At 72.5% G+C, this 19107-nt stretch carries 15 protein-coding genes; 7 read left to right on the forward strand and 8 right to left on the reverse strand.

Going from position 1 to position 19107, the window contains the following annotated elements:
- Nucleotides 1-16 precede the first annotated feature (16 nt).
- The 6 genes from ACYVGQ_RS00580 to ACYVGQ_RS00605 all read right to left on the reverse strand — a co-directional run bounded on the left by ACYVGQ_RS00580 (nt 17) and on the right by ACYVGQ_RS00605 (nt 5667).
- Complete coding sequence (locus tag ACYVGQ_RS00580; protein ID WP_460782536.1) at nt 17-958, reverse strand: sugar phosphate isomerase/epimerase family protein; 942 nt, start codon at nt 956-958, stop codon at nt 17-19.
- A gap of 100 nt (nt 959-1058) precedes the next feature.
- The gene (locus ACYVGQ_RS00585) at nt 1059-1775 is read right to left on the reverse strand and encodes a GntR family transcriptional regulator (RefSeq protein WP_460782537.1); all 717 of its coding nucleotides are present in this window, start codon (nt 1773-1775) and stop codon (nt 1059-1061) included.
- A 30-nt stretch (nt 1776-1805) separates the two neighbouring features.
- Nucleotides 1806-2540: a triose-phosphate isomerase family protein gene (locus tag ACYVGQ_RS00590; protein ID WP_460782538.1), complete on the reverse strand. Its 735-nt coding sequence runs from the start codon at nt 2538-2540 to the stop codon at nt 1806-1808.
- 10 nt (nt 2541-2550) lie between these two features.
- A complete protein-coding gene (locus ACYVGQ_RS00595) occupies nt 2551-3006 on the reverse strand; it encodes a ribose-5-phosphate isomerase (protein ID WP_460782539.1) in 456 nt (151 codons plus the stop codon).
- 1 nt (nt 3007) lies between these two features.
- Nucleotides 3008-4729 (reverse strand): dihydroxyacetone kinase family protein, encoded by a 1722-nt coding sequence (locus ACYVGQ_RS00600; protein ID WP_460782540.1) that lies wholly within the window; start codon nt 4727-4729, stop codon nt 3008-3010.
- 338 nt (nt 4730-5067) lie between these two features.
- A complete protein-coding gene (locus ACYVGQ_RS00605; protein ID WP_460782541.1) occupies nt 5068-5667 on the reverse strand; it encodes an NUDIX hydrolase family protein in 600 nt (199 codons plus the stop codon).
- Nucleotides 5668-5711: 44 nt separating this feature from the next.
- On the opposite strand from ACYVGQ_RS00605, the gene ACYVGQ_RS00610 reads away from it, so the two are divergent.
- On the forward strand, nt 5712-6365 hold the full coding sequence (locus tag ACYVGQ_RS00610; RefSeq protein WP_460782542.1) for an alpha/beta hydrolase: 654 nt from the start codon (nt 5712-5714) through the stop codon (nt 6363-6365).
- Here ACYVGQ_RS00610 and ACYVGQ_RS00615 read toward each other — a convergent pair.
- Complete coding sequence (locus ACYVGQ_RS00615; protein ID WP_460782543.1) at nt 6354-6653, reverse strand: hypothetical protein; 300 nt, start codon at nt 6651-6653, stop codon at nt 6354-6356. The two genes, ACYVGQ_RS00610 and ACYVGQ_RS00615, sit on opposite strands and share 12 nt — an antisense overlap.
- Nucleotides 6654-6926: 273 nt before the next feature.
- Between ACYVGQ_RS00615 and ACYVGQ_RS00620 the strand changes: the two genes are divergently transcribed.
- The 5 genes from ACYVGQ_RS00620 (at nt 6927) to ACYVGQ_RS00640 (ending at nt 13967) form a co-directional block, all read left to right on the forward strand.
- On the forward strand, nt 6927-8525 hold the full coding sequence (locus tag ACYVGQ_RS00620) for an ABC-F family ATP-binding cassette domain-containing protein (protein WP_460782544.1): 1599 nt from the start codon (nt 6927-6929) through the stop codon (nt 8523-8525).
- A gap of 108 nt (nt 8526-8633) precedes the next feature.
- Nucleotides 8634-9938 (forward strand): hypothetical protein, encoded by a 1305-nt coding sequence (locus ACYVGQ_RS00625; RefSeq protein ID WP_460782545.1) that lies wholly within the window; start codon nt 8634-8636, stop codon nt 9936-9938.
- On the forward strand, nt 9935-11023 hold the full coding sequence (locus ACYVGQ_RS00630) for a hypothetical protein (protein WP_460782546.1): 1089 nt from the start codon (nt 9935-9937) through the stop codon (nt 11021-11023). The genes ACYVGQ_RS00625 and ACYVGQ_RS00630 overlap by 4 nt, the downstream gene beginning before the upstream one ends.
- Nucleotides 11024-11031: 8 nt before the next feature.
- A complete protein-coding gene (locus ACYVGQ_RS00635; RefSeq protein WP_460782547.1) occupies nt 11032-12651 on the forward strand; it encodes a tetratricopeptide repeat protein in 1620 nt (539 codons plus the stop codon).
- Entirely contained in the window at nt 12645-13967 is a 1323-nt protein-coding gene (locus tag ACYVGQ_RS00640; protein WP_460782548.1) for a CHAT domain-containing protein, read from the forward strand. The genes ACYVGQ_RS00635 and ACYVGQ_RS00640 overlap by 7 nt, the downstream gene beginning before the upstream one ends.
- An 80-nt stretch (nt 13968-14047) precedes the next feature.
- On the opposite strand, the gene ACYVGQ_RS00645 is transcribed toward ACYVGQ_RS00640, so the two are convergent.
- A complete protein-coding gene (locus ACYVGQ_RS00645; protein ID WP_460782549.1) occupies nt 14048-14272 on the reverse strand; it encodes a hypothetical protein in 225 nt (74 codons plus the stop codon).
- A gap of 181 nt (nt 14273-14453) precedes the next feature.
- Here ACYVGQ_RS00645 and ACYVGQ_RS00650 point away from each other — a divergent pair, with 181 nt between their 5' ends.
- Nucleotides 14454-19067, forward strand: a complete 4614-nt coding sequence (locus tag ACYVGQ_RS00650) for an ATP-dependent helicase (protein ID WP_460782550.1) — start codon at nt 14454-14456, stop codon at nt 19065-19067.
- The last annotated feature ends 40 nt before the right edge of the window (nt 19068-19107 follow it).

The following is a 19107-nucleotide window of genomic DNA, read 5'->3' on the forward strand; positions in this document are numbered from 1 at the left end:
CCTTCGTGGGGCGATGTCAGTCGGCGTCGGGGAGCAGCGTGCGCAGGTAGTCGCGGTTGCGTGCGCAGACGCCGAGGCTGTCCCCGCCGTACTGCTCCATGAGGAAGGGCCCGGCGAAGCCGAGCTCGAGGGCGAGGGCGACCACCTCGCGATAGTTGATGAGGCCGAGTTCCATGCTCGTCGGGACGGAGGTGCTCCAGGCGCCGTCGGCGGACTCGTCGCGGGCGTAGTTCTTGACGTGCCAGTAGTTCGCATACGGGAGCGTCTTCTCGTGCATCTCGCGCCAGTCCTCGATCGGACGGTGCAGGCGGACGAGGTTGCCGATGTCCGGGTTGAGCCCGACGTTGTCGAGCCCGATCTCCTCGATCAGGCGCACGGCGCTGTCCGCGGTGCCGAGGTAGGTGTCCTCGTACATCTCCAGCGCCATGGGCAGCCCGACGGATGCCGCGTGCTCGCCGAGCTCGCGCAGGCGCCTCACGGCGAGGGCGCGCGTCTCGGCGTCGTCCGGGTCCACCGGGCCCTGAGCGGTCCAGAACCACAGCGCCCTGCGCTGCGCCTCGGAGAAGGGCTGGTGCAGGCCGGTGGAGAAGACGCGCATGCCGAGCTCGGCCGCGGCATCGATGGCGCGGTGCGCGTAGGCGAGGTTCTCCTCCCCCTTGCCCGGCTCGATGACGCTCTGGCGCTGCACGTGCACCGAGACGATCTCGACGCCGTGCGCGCCGGCGATGGACTTCAGCTCGCCGCGGCGCTCAGGGCTCAGCTCCGAGGGCCGGATGTGGCTGTCGGCGATCTCGACGGCGGTGAAGCCCAGGCGCTCGATCGTGCGGAACACGCCGTCCCAGGTCTCCGCCGTCGCATCGTGGAGGCGTGTGCCGTCCGACGCGACGGGCGCGAACCCGTGCATGCAGACGGCGATGGGCCAGTTCTCGCTGGTGAGGGGCTGCGGCGTTGCGGTCATGACGACTCCGTTGACGTGGTTCCTCCGGCGCTTCGCGTCGGTATTCCTAGATCCTATAGGATCTTTGAACGGAGTCAAGTCCTGATCGGCTCATCCCGGATCAGGCCTGTTCGAGATCCAAGGATCGTGCGCGCACCTGCTCGATGTGGCGTCGCATGAGGCGCTCCGGCGCGTCCGGCCCGCCCTCGGCGAAGGCGTCGACGATCGCCTCGTGCTCCGCGATGGCCTCGCGGACATCGGTGACGCCGTGCAGCACGGACTGCCGCATGCGGTGCAGCTGGGCGCCGAGAGACTCGGACATGTCGGTGAGATAGCGGTTTCCGCAGTGCGCGAACACGACGCTGTGGAAGGCCGCGTCCGCGGCGAAGTAGGCCGTCGTGAGCTCCACGTCCGCCACACCGGCGCGCATCGCCGTGATCACGCGCTCGCCGATGCGGCGATGCTCCTCCTCCGCCGCGCGCAGCTCGTCGAGCATCGCGGCACCGGCCGGCGTCGCCAGCCGAGCCGCGGTGGACTCGAGCATGATGCGGGCGTCGAAGAGCTCGCGCAGCTGGTCGGCGCCCAGGGGCGGCGCGACCCGGTAGCCCTTCAGCGCCTCACGGGTGACGAGTCCTGTACGCTCCAGCTGCACCATCGCCTCGCGCACGGGCGTCGGCGACACGTCCAGCTGGCGCGCGATCGTGTCGATCGAAAGCCGCGCGCCGGGGGCCGCCTCACCGCTCAGCAGCAGCTGGAGGATGCGGTCGTAGACATGGTCGCGCAGCCCGCGCCGCTCGATCGTCGCATCGAGCCCGCGCAGACTTCCGTCACCGGCCATGGGTCCTTCTCTCCCTCGCACTGCGACGGCTCACACCGCCAGAGCACCCGCTTCATCGAGGATGTCACGAAGTGCGGCGGGATCGTGTGCGAAACGGCCCAAGAACAGTCCGTCGACGTCATCCGCGATCGCGGTCAGCAGGCCGGGACCGGCGCTGCCGCCGTAGAGGACGGACGCCGGCTCGGGGCGGTCGGAGAGATGTTCGCGGAGGCGCCGGCACACACCGCGGATGTGATCCGGATCTGCCGGCGCCGAGGCGCCGATCGCCCAGACCGGCTCGTAGGCGACGACGAACTCACCGCCTGCGCCCGCGGCGTCGGCCTGCGACAGCGCCGAGCGGATCTGCGCGATGCCCGCCTCCGCCGCAGCATCCGGGGAGAGCCGCTCGCACTCGCCGACGCAGAGGATCGGGACCAGTCCGTTGCGCAGCGCGGCGTGCGCCTTGGCCGCGACGACCTCATCCGTGTCCCCGAACATCCGACGGCGCTCCGCATGCCCGACCTCGACGTAGCGGCAGCCGAGCTCGGCGAGCACGGCCGCCGACACCTCGCCGGTGAACGCGCCCTCGTCCTCGGTCGCGACGTCCTGGGCGCCGACGAGCAGGGAGCCGGCATGCGCGATGCTCGCCGGGATCGACGGGTACTGCGGCAGGACGAAGGCGGTGACGTCCGCGGGGTGCTCCGCGAGGATCCGTGCGACCTCCGACACCCACGCCACGGTCCCGGCATGGGAGAAGTACATCTTCAGGCTCGTGCCGATGAGCATCGGCGGGCGCTCAGCTTCCCTCGTATGCGCAGATCTCGCGCACCTTCTCGGCCGATGCGCTCTGCGGATCGAAGGTGTAGGTGAGCCACTCAGCCGCGAGGCGACGGGCGAGCTCGATCCCGATCACGCGCTGTCCCATGCACAGCACCTGCGCGTCGTTGGAGAGCACGGAGCGCTCCACGCTGAAGGAGTCGTGTGCGGTGACCGCGCGGATGCCCTGGACCTTGTTCGCCGCGATCGCGACGCCAAGGCCCGTGCCGCAGAAGAGGATCGCCCTGTCGGCGTCCCCCGCGGCGACGCGCTCCGCGGCGGCGGTCGCCACGGTCGGATAGTGGGTGTGGCCGTCGGCGTCCACCCCCACGTCCACGACCTCGGCGACGAGCGGGTTCGCCAGGAGGTCCGCCTTGATGCGTTCCTTGTAGTCGTAGCCCGCGTCATCGGAGCCGATCACGAGTCGGAGTGCCATGTCAGTCATCCCCTTTCAGGATGTCGAGGACCGTGTGCGCGATGAGCGCGAAGGAGATCGCCCCGGGGTCGGGGGTGCCGAGGCTCTTGTCGCCGTGGGAGCGTGCGCGGCCGAGCTTGGCGGTCAGCTCCGCAGTCGCCTGCGCGGCATCGTCGGCAGCCCGTGCGGCGTCCGTCCAGGCCGGGACCAGCTCCTCGCCGGCGTCCAGTCGCTCGCGCAGTCGGTCGGCGAACGGGACGATCGCGTCGATCATCGTCTTGTCGCCTACCCTCGCCTTGCCGAAGGACATCACGGCGTCCTTCATCCGGCCGATGCCCGCACCGAGCAAGCCGGCGTCGACGTCGTCCTCGTCGCCGAGGACCGCGCCTAGCGCTACGAGCATCTCCCCCCAGATCGCGCCGGAGGTGCCGCCGCCCTTGTCGGCCCATGCGTCGCCGGCATGCTGGAGGGCGGTGCGCGCCCCGCCGCCGGCCTCGGCGGCGGCGATCGCCGCTGCTGCGGCCGCACGGCTTCCGCGCTGCATCCCGATGCCGTGGTCGCCGTCGCCGGCGACGCGGTCGATGCGGCCGAGCTCCTCCGCCTCGGCGTCGAGCATCGCCGCCACGGCGTCCAGCGCCCGGCCGATGAGCACCGCCGACGCGCGCGACGCCTCGCTCGCCGGGCCGATCGCGGCCTCCTCCTCGGCCTCCTCGACGACGCCGACGGCTATCCTGCCCTCGACCGCGCCGCGGCGGAACGCCGGGGTGTCACAGGGAGCGAGCCACAGCCGCTCGAGCTCGTCGTCGAGCCAGAGCAGGGTGAGCGAGGCGCCCGCCATGTCGAAGCTCGTGCAGAACTCCCCCACCTCGGGCGAGACGACGGTGATCCCCGCCTCGGCGAGGAGGCGATCCACCGAGGCGTAGACGATGTAGAGCTCCTCGTACTTGACGCTGCCGAGTCCGTTCAGGATCGGCACGACGCGAGCACCGGCGAGCTCGACGCCCTCGGGGATCTCGGCGAGCAGCGCGGAGACGAACAGCCTGGCGAGCCCCTCGGCGCTCGGCACGTCGACCTCGTCGATGCCCGGCTCGCCGTGGATGCCGAGGCCGACGGCCATGCGCCCCTCCGGCACGGTGAACAGCGGTTCGTCGGCTCCCGGCAGCGTGCAGCCGCCGAACGCGACGCCCAGCGAGCGCGTCCGGTCGTTGGACTTGTTCGCAAGGCGTTCGACGTCGTCGAGGGCGAGCCCCTCCTCCGCCGCCGCGCCGGCGATCTTGAACACGACGAGATCGCCGGCGATGCCCCGGCGCTTCTCGCGCTCCTCGGCGGGAGCGCTGGAGATGTCATCCGTGACCGTGACGGTTCGGCAGTCGACGCCCGCCGCGCGAAGGCGCTCCTGAGCCTGGGTGAAGTGCAGCACGTCGCCGGCGTAGTTGCCGTAGCTCAGCAGCACGCCGCGCCCTTCGTGGGCGGCGGCGGCCACGGAATGGACCTGGTGCGCAGAGGGCGAGGCGAACAGGTTCCCCATCACCGCGCCGTGCGCGAGGCCGGGACCGACGAGCCCGGCGAAGGCCGGATAGTGGCCGCTTCCGCCACCGATCACGACGGACACGGTGGGCTCCGCACCGCGGGTGGACCGCACGACCCCGCCCGTGACGGGCCGCACCCAGCGGGCGGATGCCGCGACGAAGCCGGCCGCGGAATCTGCGGCGAAGTCGTCCGGATCGTTGAACAAGCGCGTCATCGCGGTCTCCTCTGCGTACGGTGCATCAGACAGAATCCTATAGGAAATGGGATAGAAAAGCGACATGGCCGCCGAGCGAGGAGCCCTGCCGTCCGTTCTGCAGTACTCCTCGTCCGTTATGCAGTACTCCTCGACCGTTCTGCAGGAGCCTCTGTCTGTTCTGCAGGACGATTCTGCTCAGGGCCTCTGCGAAACCGATTCCCCGGTCGCCAACGGCATATCGGGTCCTGCACAACGGCCGGTCTGTCCTGCACAACGGCCGGTCTGTCCTGCAGAACGGCCGGCCGGTCCTGCAGAACGGCCGGCGGCGCGCGACGTCCGCAGCGGCGCGGGCCTCGTCAGCGCAGCAGGCCCAGGTGCGCGAGCGCCTGGCGGATGAGGGTGCCGCGGCCACCCTCCATCTCGGCGGAGACCGCATCGGACGCCGCATCCTCCGGCGCGAACCAGGTCACCTCGAGCGCGTCCTGACGAGGCTCGCACGTACCCGTGACCGGCACGACGAAGGCGAGCGAGACCGCGTGCTGGCGGTCGTCGTGGAAGGCGCTCACACCGGGGATCGGGAAGTACTCCGCCACGGCGAAGGGCAGCGGCTGCGGCGGGAGCAGGGGGAACGCCATGGGACCGAGGTCGTTCTCGACGTGGCGGAAGAGGGCGTCGCGGATGGTCTCGCCGAAGCGCACGCGGCCGGAGACGATCGTGCGGGTCATCTCCCCGAGCGGCGTGGAGCGCAGCAGGATCCCGACCTCGGTGACCTGTCCGGATCCGTCCGTGCGAACCGGAAGCGCCTCGACGTAGAGCATCGGAAGGCGTCGCCGCGCCTCGGCGAGCTCGAACTCGCTCAACCATGCCGGATTGCCCGCGTTCGCGGGCGTTCCGCCGAACCGGGGAAGATCGTCGTCGGCGTCTTCGGGGTCGGGATCGGGAGTGCGGACGGTCATGGGTCCTTTCTACCAGGGTCGTCCGCCGCTGGCAGGATGGTCTCGTGAGCGAAGAGCTGAGGATCGACGCCGCCGCCACGCGGTGGAAGGCCGGGGAGCGGGACGGACGGCCGCTGCTGGTGCTCCTGCACGGCTACGGCGCCGACGAGCACGATCTGTTCGGGCTCGTGCCCTTCCTGCCCGATGGTCTCGCGGTCGCATCGGTGGCTGCACCTCTGACGCCGCCGTGGCCGATGCCCGGCCGCTCCTGGTATCCGATCGAGGGGCTGAACGCCCGCGACCCTGAGGGGACGAACGCCGCGGCTCGCGCGCTGCTGCGCTGGCTGGACGCCGCGGCCGAGCCCGGCACCCCGGTCGCCCTCCTCGGCTTCTCCCAGGGCGCCGCCGTGTCGCTGCAGGCGCTGCGCCTCGAGCCCGAGCGCTTCGGCGCAGTGGCGGCCCTGAGCGGCTACGCCACACCCGGCGAGCTCCCGAGGGATGCCGCGCTGCGCGAATCGCGCCCCGCCGTGTTCTGGGGCCGGGGGACGAACGACGACGTCATCCCCGCCGAGCTCGTCGCGCACACGGCGCAATGGCTCCCAGAGCATGCGACGCTGTCGGGGCGGGTCTACCAGGGCCTCACGCACAGCATCTCCGAGGACGAGCTCGCCGACGTGCGGGTGTTCCTGGAGAAGTGGCTGGCGGATTCAGCGATCTGAGTCCTCTTCACGGTCGCCCGGATCGCCGGCCTCCGGCTGTCCGCCCTGCTGCGCACCGGCGGCCTCCTCGACGTCGGCGACATCTTCCCCCGCTCCGGCCGTCCCGCCGCGCATCATCCCGAAGGCCACGGCGAAGGCGACGCCCACGCCAAGGCCGATCCCGATGCCCAGCCCCATGTTGCCGAGCGCACTGCCCATCGCGACGCCGATCCCCATGCCCAGGGCGATCCCCACGCCCCAGCCCATCCGCTGCCGCGCCTCGTGCCCGCTCATCCGATCATCGGCCATGCCTCCACGCTAGCCAGGCGGTGCGCGCACGGCATCCCCCGCGCGACGGACTCCGCGACACGCCCGGGTTGCAGGCCGGGCGCGTCGCGAGTATCCTCAACGAGTCCTGTCCGCCGTGTCTGGAAGTCCTTTGATCTGAATCGTCGCCTCCGCGCCCATCCATCCGCGCGCTGACCCGACGATCGCCGACACACACGGCCCGGCATCCTCCCGCCTCATCCGGCGACGGCTGCCCCTGGCGTCAGTGCATCCCGCACCCCGCAGGAGACACGCATGTCAACCCCGACCCCTCATTCCGCGGTCACCCTCGATCGCCTCGCCTTCACCTGGCCGGACGGCTCCACCGCGCTCGACGCCGTCTCCGGATCCTTCGGCACCGGACGCACCGGTCTCGTCGGCCGGAACGGCTCCGGCAAGTCCACCCTGCTGCGCCTCGTCGCCGGCGAGCTCACGCCCGCCTCCGGCACGATCCATCGCACGGGAGAGATCGCGTATCTCCCCCAGCGGCTGACGTTGGAGACGCAGCGCCGGGTCGCCGAGCTCCTCGGCGTCTCGACCGCGCTGGACGCCGTCCGCGCCATCGAGTCCGGCGATGTCGATCCGGCGCACTTCGACGCGGTCGGCGACGACTGGGACATCGAGGCGCGCGCCGCGGCCTCCCTCGCCGAGGCCGGCCTCGACCCGACGTTCCTGGACCGCAGCGTCGGAGAGCTCTCCGGCGGCGAGGCCGTGCTCGTCGCGATCGCCGGCATCCGCCTGGGCCGTGCGCCGATCACGCTGCTCGACGAGCCGACCAACAACCTCGACCGCGACGCCAGGGCGAAGCTGTACGACATGGTCCGCTCCTGGAAGGGCACGCTCGTCGTCGTCAGTCACGACATCGCGCTCCTGGAGCTGATGGACGACACCGCCGAGCTGTACGCCCACGAGCTGAGCGTGTTCGGCGGTCCGTACTCCGCCTGGCGCGCCTGGCTGGACGCCGAGCAGGACGCCGCGAGGCAGGCGGAGGCGTCGGCCGCCCAGGCGGTCCGGAAGGAGAAGCGTCAGCGCATCGAGGCGGAGACGAAGCTCGCGACGCGCAGCCGGATGGCGAAGAGGGCGCAGCTCGAGAAGCGCGTCCCGAAGATCGTCGCGAACGGGCGGAAGATGGCCGCCGAGGTCTCCGCGGGGAGGCTGCGCACGGAGGTGGCGGAGAAGGAGGACGCCGCGCGCTCCGCCCTGGACGAAGCCGGCCGACGGGTGCGCTCGGACGACTCGATGAAGATCGAGCTGCCCGATCCGCAGCTGTCCCGCACCCGCCGCATCGCCACGATCGGCGACGCGGCGCGGGAGTGGATCGTCCAGGGACCGGAGCGCGTCGCACTGACCGGACGCAACGGCGCCGGCAAGACGACGCTTCTCGAGAGGCTCGTGTCCGGTGAGGGGCAGGGGGATCCGCACGCCGAGGCGCACACCGACCGCATCGGCTATCTTCCCCAGCGCGTGGATGGGCTGGACGAGACGCGTTCGGTGTTCGAGAACATCTCGGACGCCGCGCCGTCGATCCCCGAGAAGGAGCTGCGCAACCGGCTGGCCCGCTTCCTCATCCGCGGCGGCGCGGTCGACCGCCCGGTCGCATCGCTGTCCGGCGGCGAGCGCTTCCGCGTCGCGCTCGCGAAGCTCCTGCTCGCCGACCCGGCCCCGCACCTCGTGGTGCTGGACGAGCCGACGAACAACCTCGACCTCGACACGGTCGATCAGGTCGTCGAGGCGCTGCGCGCCTACCGGGGCGCCGTCCTCGTGGTCAGCCACGACGACGCTTTCCTGGAGCGCCTCGACCTCGATCTCGCCCTCAGGATCGACGCGGAGGGCGCGCTGAGTCAGGTGGACTGACAGGACGGCCCGTCCCCGTGTCGGCGCAGACCCTCCGCCGCAGACCCCCGCCGCCGACCGTCCGGCGACGCCCGGCGCCGTCGCCACCCGCGTCTATAGGGTGGAGACATGAGCGCATCTCCGACGCGCGCCGGGACGGCCGCCCTCGCCGCGAACGCCGACGTGCCGCGCGCATCGGCGATCGCGCAGGCGTGGGCGAGCATCGGCGAGGCCGTCGCTCCGCTGAGCAACGGCTCCGGACGGCCGCTCGCGCGCACGATCAAGCTCATCATCGATCCGCTCGTCGTCCGTCCCGTGCAGCATCCGCATCTCGCCGGTCTCGTCCTGACCCCGGATGCCGCCGCGGAGCTGGCCGAGCGCATCACGCGGGCGAGCGCCGACCTCGCCGCGACCGCTGCGTGGTTCCTCGTGCTCAAACGCACCCGCCGCGCACTGCGCATCACCGAGGGGAACCCGCAGGAGAAGTACTTCCAGCGCTGCTTCGAGCTCGCCCGCGCGCACGGCATGCCCGAGCCGGAATCGGCGGAGACGATCGCGGTGGAGACGGTCTCCGAGATCGCCGCCTCCGGCGGCGACTCCCTGCTCGTACGAGTGCGGGAGGTGCTCAGCGATCCGCTCGCCGCAGAGCGGCTCCACGCCGCGCTGGTCGCCGCCTGGCGCGGTCTTCCCGTTCCGGCGCCCGGCGCGACGGCGGAAGACGCCGCCGCGCCGAGCGCGGCGCTGGACGCGTGCGGCACCTCCGTTCCCCCCGACCTCAGGCCGCTCCTCGCCGATGGCGCGGGGACGGCGGCATCGGCGACGCTCGGCATCCCCGGCGCCGCCGCAGGACTCGGCCTGACGATGCGGGATCTGCCCTCCCCGCCGGAGCTCGGGCTGTCCGCCTCGAAGCGGGACCTGCCGCGGCCCTTCGACCGATCGATCTTCGAGCGCCTGTTCGCGGTCCTTGCCGGCGGCGCGGCGCACGAGATCGAGCGGGACGCCGATGTCCTCCTGTCGGAGGAGATCGCCCGCAGCGCCTCCCCCTGGGAACTGGCGGACGAGTCGAGCAGAGTCGTCGTGCTGCTGGGCGTCGAGGCGAGCCACGCGCTCGAGCCGACGGAGCTCCTCCGGCCGACGAACGCGCACCGGCTGCTCAGCGCACGATGGCAGCGCGAGGCGTACGTGCGGAGGGCGCTGCGCCTTCCCGCCGGGGCGAACGGGGTGCCGGAGCCGATCCGGGAGGACATCCGCACGGTGCGTCAGGGATATCTGCGCCGACTGTGGGCACGACTGCACGGACGCGAGCTGCGCGGACAGGAGACGTCGGGAGCGGAGCTCTGGGACACCCTCGACGGCGTGCTGCGCTCCGTGATCATGGACCAGCGGCATCGGCTGAAGCTGGCCATCGGACGGGGACTGGAGGGAGCAGCATGAGCATCCGGATCACCGTCGACGGCAGCGCCGCCCGGGTATACGCTTCCTCGGGCCCTGGGGAGGCGCCTCCCTTCGCGACGGCGCTCGTCGAGGTGCGCGGCGGGCTGCTCCTGTGGAGCGTTCCGCCGCAGCGCTTCCCCGATGCGCTCGTGCACTCGCCGGTGGAGGCCGCGGCCTGGCTCTCCGAGATCTACGGCGACGACGTCGCGGCCGCCGTGCGGGGCATGCCTGCGACGCACGGCGCCGATGCCGGGCCGGACCCGATCGCCCTGCCCGCGGGCGCCGATCTCGTGGATGCCGTGCGCGGGCTCGCGCTGCTCGTCTGGGCGCGGACCTGGTGGCCGGCCGGCCGCCGCATCCCCCGCCTCGACCCCGACGTGCTCGCCGCCGAGATCGTGCGCGCGTCGCATGCGGTCGACCATCTGCTGGATGACGAGGAGGCGACCGGGCGCGCGCTGGCCGACGCCATCGATGCGCCCGCGGCCCTGGCCGCCCTCCCCCGATCGCTCGCGGACGAGGCGGAGACGCTCGCGCGCACCGTGACGGAGCTGGCCGATGACCACGGCGTCGCCCTGTCCGACACCGTCCGCCTGCACGGCGAGGACTGGGCGCTGGCCGCCGGAGGGGCGCCGGCGGGCGCGGAGGGCGTCGAGATCGGGCACGGCACCGGGCAGGTGCGCTGGGCGGACGTGCCCGCGCAGACCGTCGCGGCCGATGCCGAGGCCCGCTGGTCGCTGCAGCATTCCGGCGGGGAGATGCGGCTGTCCGTCGAGGCGGACGCCGTCGCGGATGCTCCCGATGCCGGCACCACGCTGCGCGCGCGGTTCGGCGCCGAGGAGACCGGCGTCGATGTGCTCCTCACCCGGTCCGGCGCCCTCTTCTCCGGATCCATGCCGGTGCCGGCATCCCTCGCCCTGCTGCCGCTCGAACAGCGCACGCTCTGGGTGCGGGACCCCGCATCGGCCGCGTTCCCCGGTCCCGCGGAGCCGGAGTCGATCCGCCGGACCGTGATCGACTTCGCCGCTGCGCGCATCGCGGATCCGGGAGCGGGCCTCGCCGAGCGTGCCGCCGGACCGCCGCGATGACCTGCCCGATGGCGGACGATCCGCGCGCGGTGCACGGGAGGAGGCCCGTCGACGCGCGCTGGCACCCGCAGCGCGATCTGAACAACGACGCGGCCGCTCTGCTGCGGAAGGGCGAGACGTCCGCGGCAGGGCGGATGCTCCGCGCGACGCCGACGGCGATCGCCGGCGCCGACGACCCGTCCGCGCGGGATCTGCGGGCGAGGGCGCTGCTGAACCTGGCCTCGGTGCACGAGTTCGACGGCGACCTGGGGGAGGCGCTCCGGCTGACGGACGAAGCACTGGCCGCGGCGTCCGATCTGCTGGAGCGAACCGGCGATGCATACGGCACGCGCACCGTCCTCGTGAACGGGATCCTGTCCCGCGCGCAGACGCTCGCCCTGATGGACAGGGCGGACGAGGCGCTGACGGCGATCGACGACGTCGAGACGGCGCTCGCCGCGCACGAGGTCGACCAGGCCGGGCTGTTGCGCTTCTCGGCGCACAACACCAGGACGGGCCTGCTGATCGTGCAGGGACGGCTGCGGGAGGCGGAGGCCGAGGCGCAGCGGTCGCTGGCCGCGGCCACGGCGGTGGATCCGCGGCTCTCCGCCCACGTCTACCTCAACCTCGGCGCGATCGCGCAGCGCACCGGTGACGAGGACGCCGCGCGGGAGTTCGTCCGGCTCGCCTCCCTGCTGCAGGAGGAGGACGCGGATGCGGTCAGCGCGCAGATCGCCGCGGAGAACAGCGCTCGCATCGCGATGCAGCAGGGAAGGCACGAGGAGGCGCGGATCGGATTCCTGCGCGCGGTCGAGCTCGCGAAGGCCGCTGGGCTGCGCACCCGGCTCGCCGCGAGCAGGACAGGCCTGGCTGCCGTCTATCTGCAATCCGGGAACCCCGTGCTGGCGGTCAGGCGCCTGCGCGAGCTGATCGGGGAGATGGACGAGACCGCCGACGTGCACGAGCGCCGCGAGGCCTGGGCGTTCCTCGGGGATGCCGAGTCGAAGCGCGGGAGGTTCGCGGCGGCGGACGAGGCCTACCGCACGGCGCGGGAGCTGTCGCGGTCGCCGCACGAACGCTGCCGCGTGGACCTGCGGCGCGCGGAGATGCAGGCGGAGTGGGCGAGCGTGACGCCGATGCCCGGGCGAAGGATGGAGCGGCTGAGGGCGGGCCTCGACCTGGCGATCCCCGTGCTGCTGGCGACCGAGGCCCTGCGCGGGGGCTTCGCGCCCGGAGCTGTGCGCGAGCGCTGGAGCCGGCAGGTGGCGGCGCCCGCACGCGAGCTCGCGTTCCGCCTCGCCGTCACGCTCGGCGAGGCGGAGATCCTGTTCGCGCTGATCGAGGACGCCACTGCTTCGGCGACGCTCCAGGCCGAGGCGATCGAGGCGAGGGATGCCGAGCGGCAGGGGGCGGCCGGCCCCGAGCCCGTCCCTCTGCTTCCCGCCCTCGCCGCTGCCGGCGAGGAGCTGCCGGCCGCGGCATCCGGATTCCTGAGCGGTCAGGATGCTCCGCTCGACGTCCGCTTCGCCGCGCCGCCGCGTGTCGTGGCGATTCCAGGACGGGAGCCGGTGCTGGCGGAGTTCATCCGCTCCGCGGAGAGCGCATACGGCGTGCGCGTGCGCTCGGAGCAGGTGGTGGCCGCATGGTGAAGAACTGGCGCGAGCTGACCCATCTCGGCCCGACACGGCGACCGCTGCGGATCGACGGCTCCCGCGTGATGATCGATCTTCCCGCCGACCGGCGGCCGGTGGCGCGGCTGCGGTACGTCGACGGCGAGGACCTGTTCGTCAACTGGATCTGGGATCACCAGCGCGACTCCCCGCGGATGACGGTGATCGAACGCCGGCACGTGGCTCCGGCGCTCGAGGAGCTCGCCCGTGCGCTGCCGACGCCGCTGCCGGGCGAGACCGGGGAGCAGGCGCTCGGCAGAGCGCTCGACGGCGGCGCTCTGCTGGATCTGGAGCGTGAGCAGCGCCTGGCCGAGCTTCTGACGGCTGCGCTGGTGCCCGCCTGGCTCGGCGAGGAGCTGAACGTCCTCGAGGCGGCCGGGATCCGCCCGCATCTCCGGGTCCAGCTGTCGCCGTCGACGTCCCAGCTGCCCTGGGAGCTGCTGAGCACCTCCGGCGGCGAACGGGGGATCGACATGGCCGACGTCTCTGTACTGCTGCCCGCGACGCTGCGCAACGATCCGGGACGAAGGGTGTCGTCCTGGCATCCGGGCTCTCCCGTCGTCGGGGTGCTGGATCCGGTCGTCCCGGGGTTCTCCGCGGCGAGCGGGCTGGGAAGCGTGCTGGGACGGGTCGAGCAGGGGTCGCCGCTGGCGCGGATGGCGGCCGTTCTCGGCGATCGGCTGCGACCGGCGGGCGATCCGTACCGCAGGGATATCGGACGGGACGCGCTCGCGGAGGCCATGACGGATGCCGGGAGACTGATCTACGTCGGGCACGTGACGGCGTCGACGCACGCGCTGGATGCGAGGATGCACCTGTCCGACTCCGCTGACGTCCCGGGCTTCGCCCGCCCGATCGGCGCGCATCGCCCCTACACGGCCGCCGATATCGCGCTCGATCGCAAGGACGGCCCAGCCCTTCGCGCACCGAGCAGAGTGGCGCTGATCGCCTGCGACTCGGGCAGTGATCCCCGGTACGCCGAGCCGACAGGACTCGTCGCGGCATTCGTGCACCGCGGCGCCGAGTACGTGACGGCGACGCGCTGGACGCTGCCCACCGAGGCGGGGCTGCGGCGGTTCGCGACGACGCTCGGCGAGCGGGCGGAGGGGATGCTGAGCGAGGCGATCATCGCCGTGAACGATGCCCACGAGGCGTCCGATCCGGTGGCCGCGCTGGGCTCCTGGCAGCGGGAGCGGCGCCGACGGTGGACCTCGAGCGGCGATCCGCGGTTCTCGCCGATCATCTGGGGTGCGCTGTCGACGGCGTGGGCTCCGGTGCCGCCGACCGTGCGCTGAGCCGATGCGTCCGGGCGGCAGCCATCCATCGGCGGCTCTGTGGCGTCCCCGCCGCCGCGAACGGAACGCGGCGCCGGACGTCAGAGCTGCTGCAGCCGACGCTGAGGTCCCTCCAGACGTGCGATCGCGACCTTGACCTCGACCAGTTCGCCCTCCACCCCTTCGAGGCGGGCGTCCATCCGATCGAAGCGCGCGTCGATCGCCTTCGACTGCCGCGCGAGCATGCCGGCCACCCCGCCCAGCACGGTCAGCGTGAAGGCGAACAGCGCGATGATCATTCCGATCACGTCCGGGGACACGTACACGCCTCCATTCTGCTCCGGCATCGGGTGATGCACCACCACCGTAGGCCTCGTTCGCCGGGCAGGCCTGCTCTCCACAGCGTCAGCGACGAGATCTGTGGATAACTCGTCATGAAGCCGGTCTATGCAGGACTGGTCACCACCGTCGTGAGCCGATGTCGGCGTCACCGACGAAGATGGAGGGATGAGCGACGTGCTCGACCGCTTCACCCCGGCCACGCAGGACTGGTTCCGAGGGGCGTTCCGTGCGCCCACACCTGCGCAGGCCGGCGCCTGGGACGCGATCTCGGCAGGCAGGCACGCCCTCGTCGTCGCGCCGACGGGCTCCGGCAAGACCCTGTCGGCGTTCCTCTGGGCGATCGACAGCGTGGTCCGCGAGCGTGCCGCCGCGGTATCCGACGGCGGGGAGGACGACGTCCCCCGCACGCGGATCCTCTACATCTCGCCGCTGAAGGCGCTCGGCGTGGACGTGGAGCGCAACCTCCGCTCTCCGCTCGTCGGCATCGGCCAGTCCGCGCGCCGTCTCGGCCTGACGGCGCCATCGATCACCGTCGGCGTCCGCTCCGGCGACACCACCTCGAGCGATCGACGCAAGCTCGTGGCGTCTCCGCCCGACATCCTCATCACCACGCCGGAGTCGCTGTACCTGATGCTCACCAGTCGCGCCGGCGAGACGCTGCGCGGCGTGCGCACCGTGATCATCGATGAGGTGCACGCGGTCGCCGCGACCAAGCGCGGCGCGCACCTGGCCGTCAGCCTGGAACGACTGGACGCCCTTCGGAGGGCCCGTGGAGCGGACGGCCCCGCCCAGCGGATCGGCCTGTCCGCGACCGTCCGCCCGATCGACGAGGTCGCCCGCTTCCTCGGCGGATCGGAGCCGGTCGAGATCGTCGCCCCGCGCGCGGCGAAGACGTTCGAGCTCGGCGTCATCGTGCCGATCCCCGACATGACGAATCCGCCGGCGCCGCCGGGCGCTCCCGATCCGATGGCGCCCGACGATGCGGAGTACACCGAGGTGACCGGCTCGGTCTGGCCGCACGTGGAGGAGGCGATCGTCGACCGCATCCTGCAGAACAACTCGACGATCGTCTTCGCGAACTCCCGGCGGCTCGCCGAACGCCTCACCGGCCGGCTCAACGAGATCTACGCCGAGCGCATCGGCGGGCAGCTGCCTGCGGCCGCCGTTCCCGCGACGATGATGGCGCAGAGCGGATCGACCGCCGGCGCCGATCCGGTCCTCGCGAAGGCGCACCACGGCTCGGTCTCCAAGGAGCAGCGCGCCCAGGTCGAGGAGGAGCTGAAGTCCGGCGTCCTGCGCTGCGTCGTCGCGACGAGCAGCCTCGAGCTCGGCATCGACATGGGCGCCGTCGACCTCGTGATCCAGGTCGAGGCTCCGCCGTCCGCCGCCTCGGGCCTGCAGCGCGTCGGTCGCGCGGGGCACCAGGTGGGCGAGGTGAGCCGCGCGTCCCTGTTCCCCAAGCACCGCGGCGACGTGCTGCACACCGCCATCGTCACCGAGCGGATGCTGGCGGGGAAGATCGAAGCGATCCAGGTGCCGCGCAATCCGCTCGACATCCTCGCCCAGCAGACGGTCGCCGCCTGTGCGCTCGATGCTCTCGGCGTCGAGGAGTGGTTCGAGACGGTGCGCCGCTCCGCGCCCTTCCAGTCGCTGCCGCGCTCGGCGTACGAGGCGACCCTCGACCTCCTCGCCGGGCGCTTCCCCTCCGACGAGTTCGCGGAGCTCCGCCCCCGGCTCGTCTGGGACCGCGATGCCGGGACCCTCACCGGCCGGCCCGGCGCCCAGCGGATCGCCGTGACCAGCGGGGGGACGATCCCCGACCGCGGGCTGTTCGGGGTCTTCGTCGCGGGCGAGACGAGCGGTGCGAGGGTCGGCGAGCTCGACGAGGAGATGGTCTACGAGTCCCGCGTCGGCGACGTCTTCACGCTCGGCACCACGAGCTGGCGGATCGCCGAGATCACGCACGACCGGGTCAACGTCATCCCCGCGTACGGACAGCCGGGGCGCGTCCCGTTCTGGCACGGCGACGGCATCGGGCGGCCCTTCGAACTCGGCGAGGCGCTCGGGGCCTTCTCGCGCGAGGTGTCCTCCGCCGACCCGGCGAAGGCGACGCAGCGCCTCATGGACGCGGGACTCGATGCGATGGCCCGCGACAACCTCATGGCCCATCTCACCGAGCAGCGCGAGGCGACGGGCACGCTGCCGACCGATCGCACCCTCACGGTGGAGCGCGGCCACGACGAGGTCGGCGACTGGCGCGTGATCCTGCATTCCCCATACGGCATGAAGGTGCACGCGCCGTGGGCGCTGGCGATCAACGCGCGCGTCCGCGAGCGGCTCGGCGTCGAGGGCTCCGCCGTCGCCAGCGACGACGGCATCATCGTGCGGATCCCGGATGCCGACAGCGAACCGCCCGGCGCCGAGCTGTTCGTGTTCGATCCGGACGAGCTCGAGCAGATCGTGACAGACGAGGTCGGCGGCTCTGCGCTGTTCGCCTCGCGCTTCCGGGAGTGCGCGGCACGGGCCCTGCTCATGCCGCGCACGAACCCGAACCGCCGATCGCCCCTCTGGCAGCAGCGCCAGCGCTCGGCGCAGCTGCTCGAGGTGGCCAGGCGGCATCCGACCTTCCCGGTGATCCTCGAGACCCTCCGCGAGGTGCTGCAGGACGTCTACGACCTGCCGTCGCTGCGCAGGCTCGCCACCTGGATCGCCGACCGGCGCGTGCGACTCGTCGAGTCCGAGCCGGCGCAGCCGTCTCCCTATGCCCGCGACCTGCTGTTCGGCTACGTCGGCGCGTTCATGTACGAGGGCGACTCGCCTCTCGCCGAGCGCCGCGCCGCCGCGCTCTCCGTGGACCCCGCGCTGCTGGGCGAGCTCCTCGGCACGGTCGAGATGCGGGAGCTCCTCGATCCCGACGTCATCGCCCAGTTCGAGCGGGAGGCGCAGCGCCTCGACCCCGAACGACGCGCGCGAGGCGTCGAGGGCGTCGCCGACCTGCTGCGGATGCTGGGGCCGATGGACGCCGCGGAGGTCGCCGCGCGGCTGGAGCTGGCATCCCTCAGCCGCGCGTCGAGCAAAGGGCACGGCGACGAGTCGAAACGTCACCTCGATGCGCTGATCGCCGCTCGCCGCGCCGTCCCCGTGACGATCGCCGGCGTCGCCAGGGTCGCCGCCATCGAGGACGCAGGGCGGCTGCGCGACGCCCTGGGCGCTGCGCTTCCCCCCGGCATCCCCGTCGCCTTCCTCGAGCCGGTCGCCGACCCGCTCGGCGATCTCATCGCACGGCACGCGCGCACGCACGGACCGTTCACGACGGACGCGGTCGCCACCCGTTTCGGCATCGGCACCGCCGTCGCGCGGCACACGCTCCAGCGACTGGAGAGCGCGGGACGGATCAGCAGCGGGTACTTCCTGCCCTCCTCGGAGGGCGCGGCGGACTCCGGACCGGAGTGGTGCGACACGGAGGTGCTGCGTCGGCTGCGGATGCGCTCGCTCGCCGCGATCCGCGGAAGCGTCGAGCCGGTGGAACCGGCCGCCTTCGCACGCTTCCTCCCGGACTGGCAGCACCTCGCGCGTCCGCTCGAAGGCGTCGACGGCGTGCTGACCGTGATCGAGCAGCTGGCGGGAGTCCCGATCCCGGCGAGCGCCTGGGAGTCGCTCGTCCTGCCGTCCCGCGTGCGCGACTACTCCCCCGCGCTCCTGGACGAGCTCACGGCGAGCGGAGAAGTGGTGTGGGCAGGGCACGGGACCCTCCCCGGCCGGGACGGCTGGGTGTCCCTGCACCCCGTCGATCTCGCGCCCTTCACCCTTCCGGAGCCGGACGAGACCGAGATCGCGCCAGGATCGCTCGAGGCCCGCCTGCTCGGAGCTCTCGGCCACGGCGGCGCCTCCTTCGCCACGCACCTCAGGGAGCGGGTGGAGGCCGAGAACGAGCAGTCCGTGCTCGACGCCCTCTGGGCGCTCGCCTGGATGGGCCGCGTCACCAACGACACCTTCGCCCCTGTCCGCAAGCTCCTCGCGGGCGGATCCCAGGCCCACAAGGCCGTCCGGCGGGCACCGCGTGCACGCGCCTACCGAGGGGTCTCCTTCTCCGCTCAGACGACGCGACCGACGATCACCGGCGGACGCTGGTCGCTCCTGCCTGCGGTCGAGCCGGAAGCCACGCGCCGGGCGACCGTCACCGCCGGCCTGCTGCTCGATCGGTACGGCGTCGTCACCCGCGGCTCGGCGCAGTCCGAGGGCGTGCCGGGCGGCTTCGCGCAGGTGTACCGGATGCTCGCCGGTTTCGAGGCCGCAGGGCACTGCCGCCGCGGATACCTGATCGAGAAGCTGGGCGCCGCGCAGTTCGCAGCGTCCGCCACCGTCGACCGCCTGCGCACCTTCGCCGGGCTCGCCGATCCGCCCCCGCGCACGGCGGTCACGCTCGCCGCCACGGATCCGGCGAACCCCTACGGTGCGGCGCTGGCCTGGCCGAAGCGCGACGGAGTCTCCCATCGGCCTGGCCGGAAGGCGGGCGGGCTCGTCGTCCTGGTCGACGGCGCGATCGCACTGTACCTGGAGCGCGGCGGTCGTACGGTCCTCGCCTTCGACGATCATCCTGACGTCCTGCGAGCCGCAGCTGCCGACCTCGCCGCGACCTCGCGCATCCGGCGACTCGAGACGCTGACGGTCGAGAAGGTCAACGGCGAGGCCGTCTACGGCACGGAGTTCTCCCGCGCCCTGCAGGAGGCCGGCTTCGTCCCCACCCCTCGGGGCTTCACCCTCCGCAAGGCCGTGTGAGACGTCTCGTCGTCGAGGCTGGACGCCGTCCGGGGAGGCG

It is taken from the genome of Microbacterium tumbae, from assembly GCF_054780175.1.

Coding starts and splice junctions, on each gene's coding strand:
- ACYVGQ_RS00615 (WP_460782543.1), bottom strand. CDS start 6,653: ATGGCCGATGATCGGATGAGCGGGCACGAGGCGCGGCAGCGGATGGGC.
- ACYVGQ_RS00585 (WP_460782537.1), bottom strand. CDS start 1,775: ATGGCCGGTGACGGAAGTCTGCGCGGGCTCGATGCGACGATCGAGCGG.
- ACYVGQ_RS00630 (WP_460782546.1), top strand. CDS start 9,935: ATGAGCATCCGGATCACCGTCGACGGCAGCGCCGCCCGGGTATACGCT.
- ACYVGQ_RS00625 (WP_460782545.1), top strand. CDS start 8,634: ATGAGCGCATCTCCGACGCGCGCCGGGACGGCCGCCCTCGCCGCGAAC.
- ACYVGQ_RS00605 (WP_460782541.1), bottom strand. CDS start 5,667: ATGACCGTCCGCACTCCCGATCCCGACCCCGAAGACGCCGACGACGAT.
- ACYVGQ_RS00635 (WP_460782547.1), top strand. CDS start 11,032: ATGGCGGACGATCCGCGCGCGGTGCACGGGAGGAGGCCCGTCGACGCG.
- ACYVGQ_RS00640 (WP_460782548.1), top strand. CDS start 12,645: ATGGTGAAGAACTGGCGCGAGCTGACCCATCTCGGCCCGACACGGCGA.
- ACYVGQ_RS00580 (WP_460782536.1), bottom strand. CDS start 958: ATGACCGCAACGCCGCAGCCCCTCACCAGCGAGAACTGGCCCATCGCC.
- ACYVGQ_RS00600 (WP_460782540.1), bottom strand. CDS start 4,729: ATGACGCGCTTGTTCAACGATCCGGACGACTTCGCCGCAGATTCCGCG.
- ACYVGQ_RS00595 (WP_460782539.1), bottom strand. CDS start 3,006: ATGGCACTCCGACTCGTGATCGGCTCCGATGACGCGGGCTACGACTAC.
- ACYVGQ_RS00650 (WP_460782550.1), top strand. CDS start 14,454: ATGAGCGACGTGCTCGACCGCTTCACCCCGGCCACGCAGGACTGGTTC.
- ACYVGQ_RS00620 (WP_460782544.1), top strand. CDS start 6,927: ATGTCAACCCCGACCCCTCATTCCGCGGTCACCCTCGATCGCCTCGCC.
- ACYVGQ_RS00590 (WP_460782538.1), bottom strand. CDS start 2,540: ATGCTCATCGGCACGAGCCTGAAGATGTACTTCTCCCATGCCGGGACC.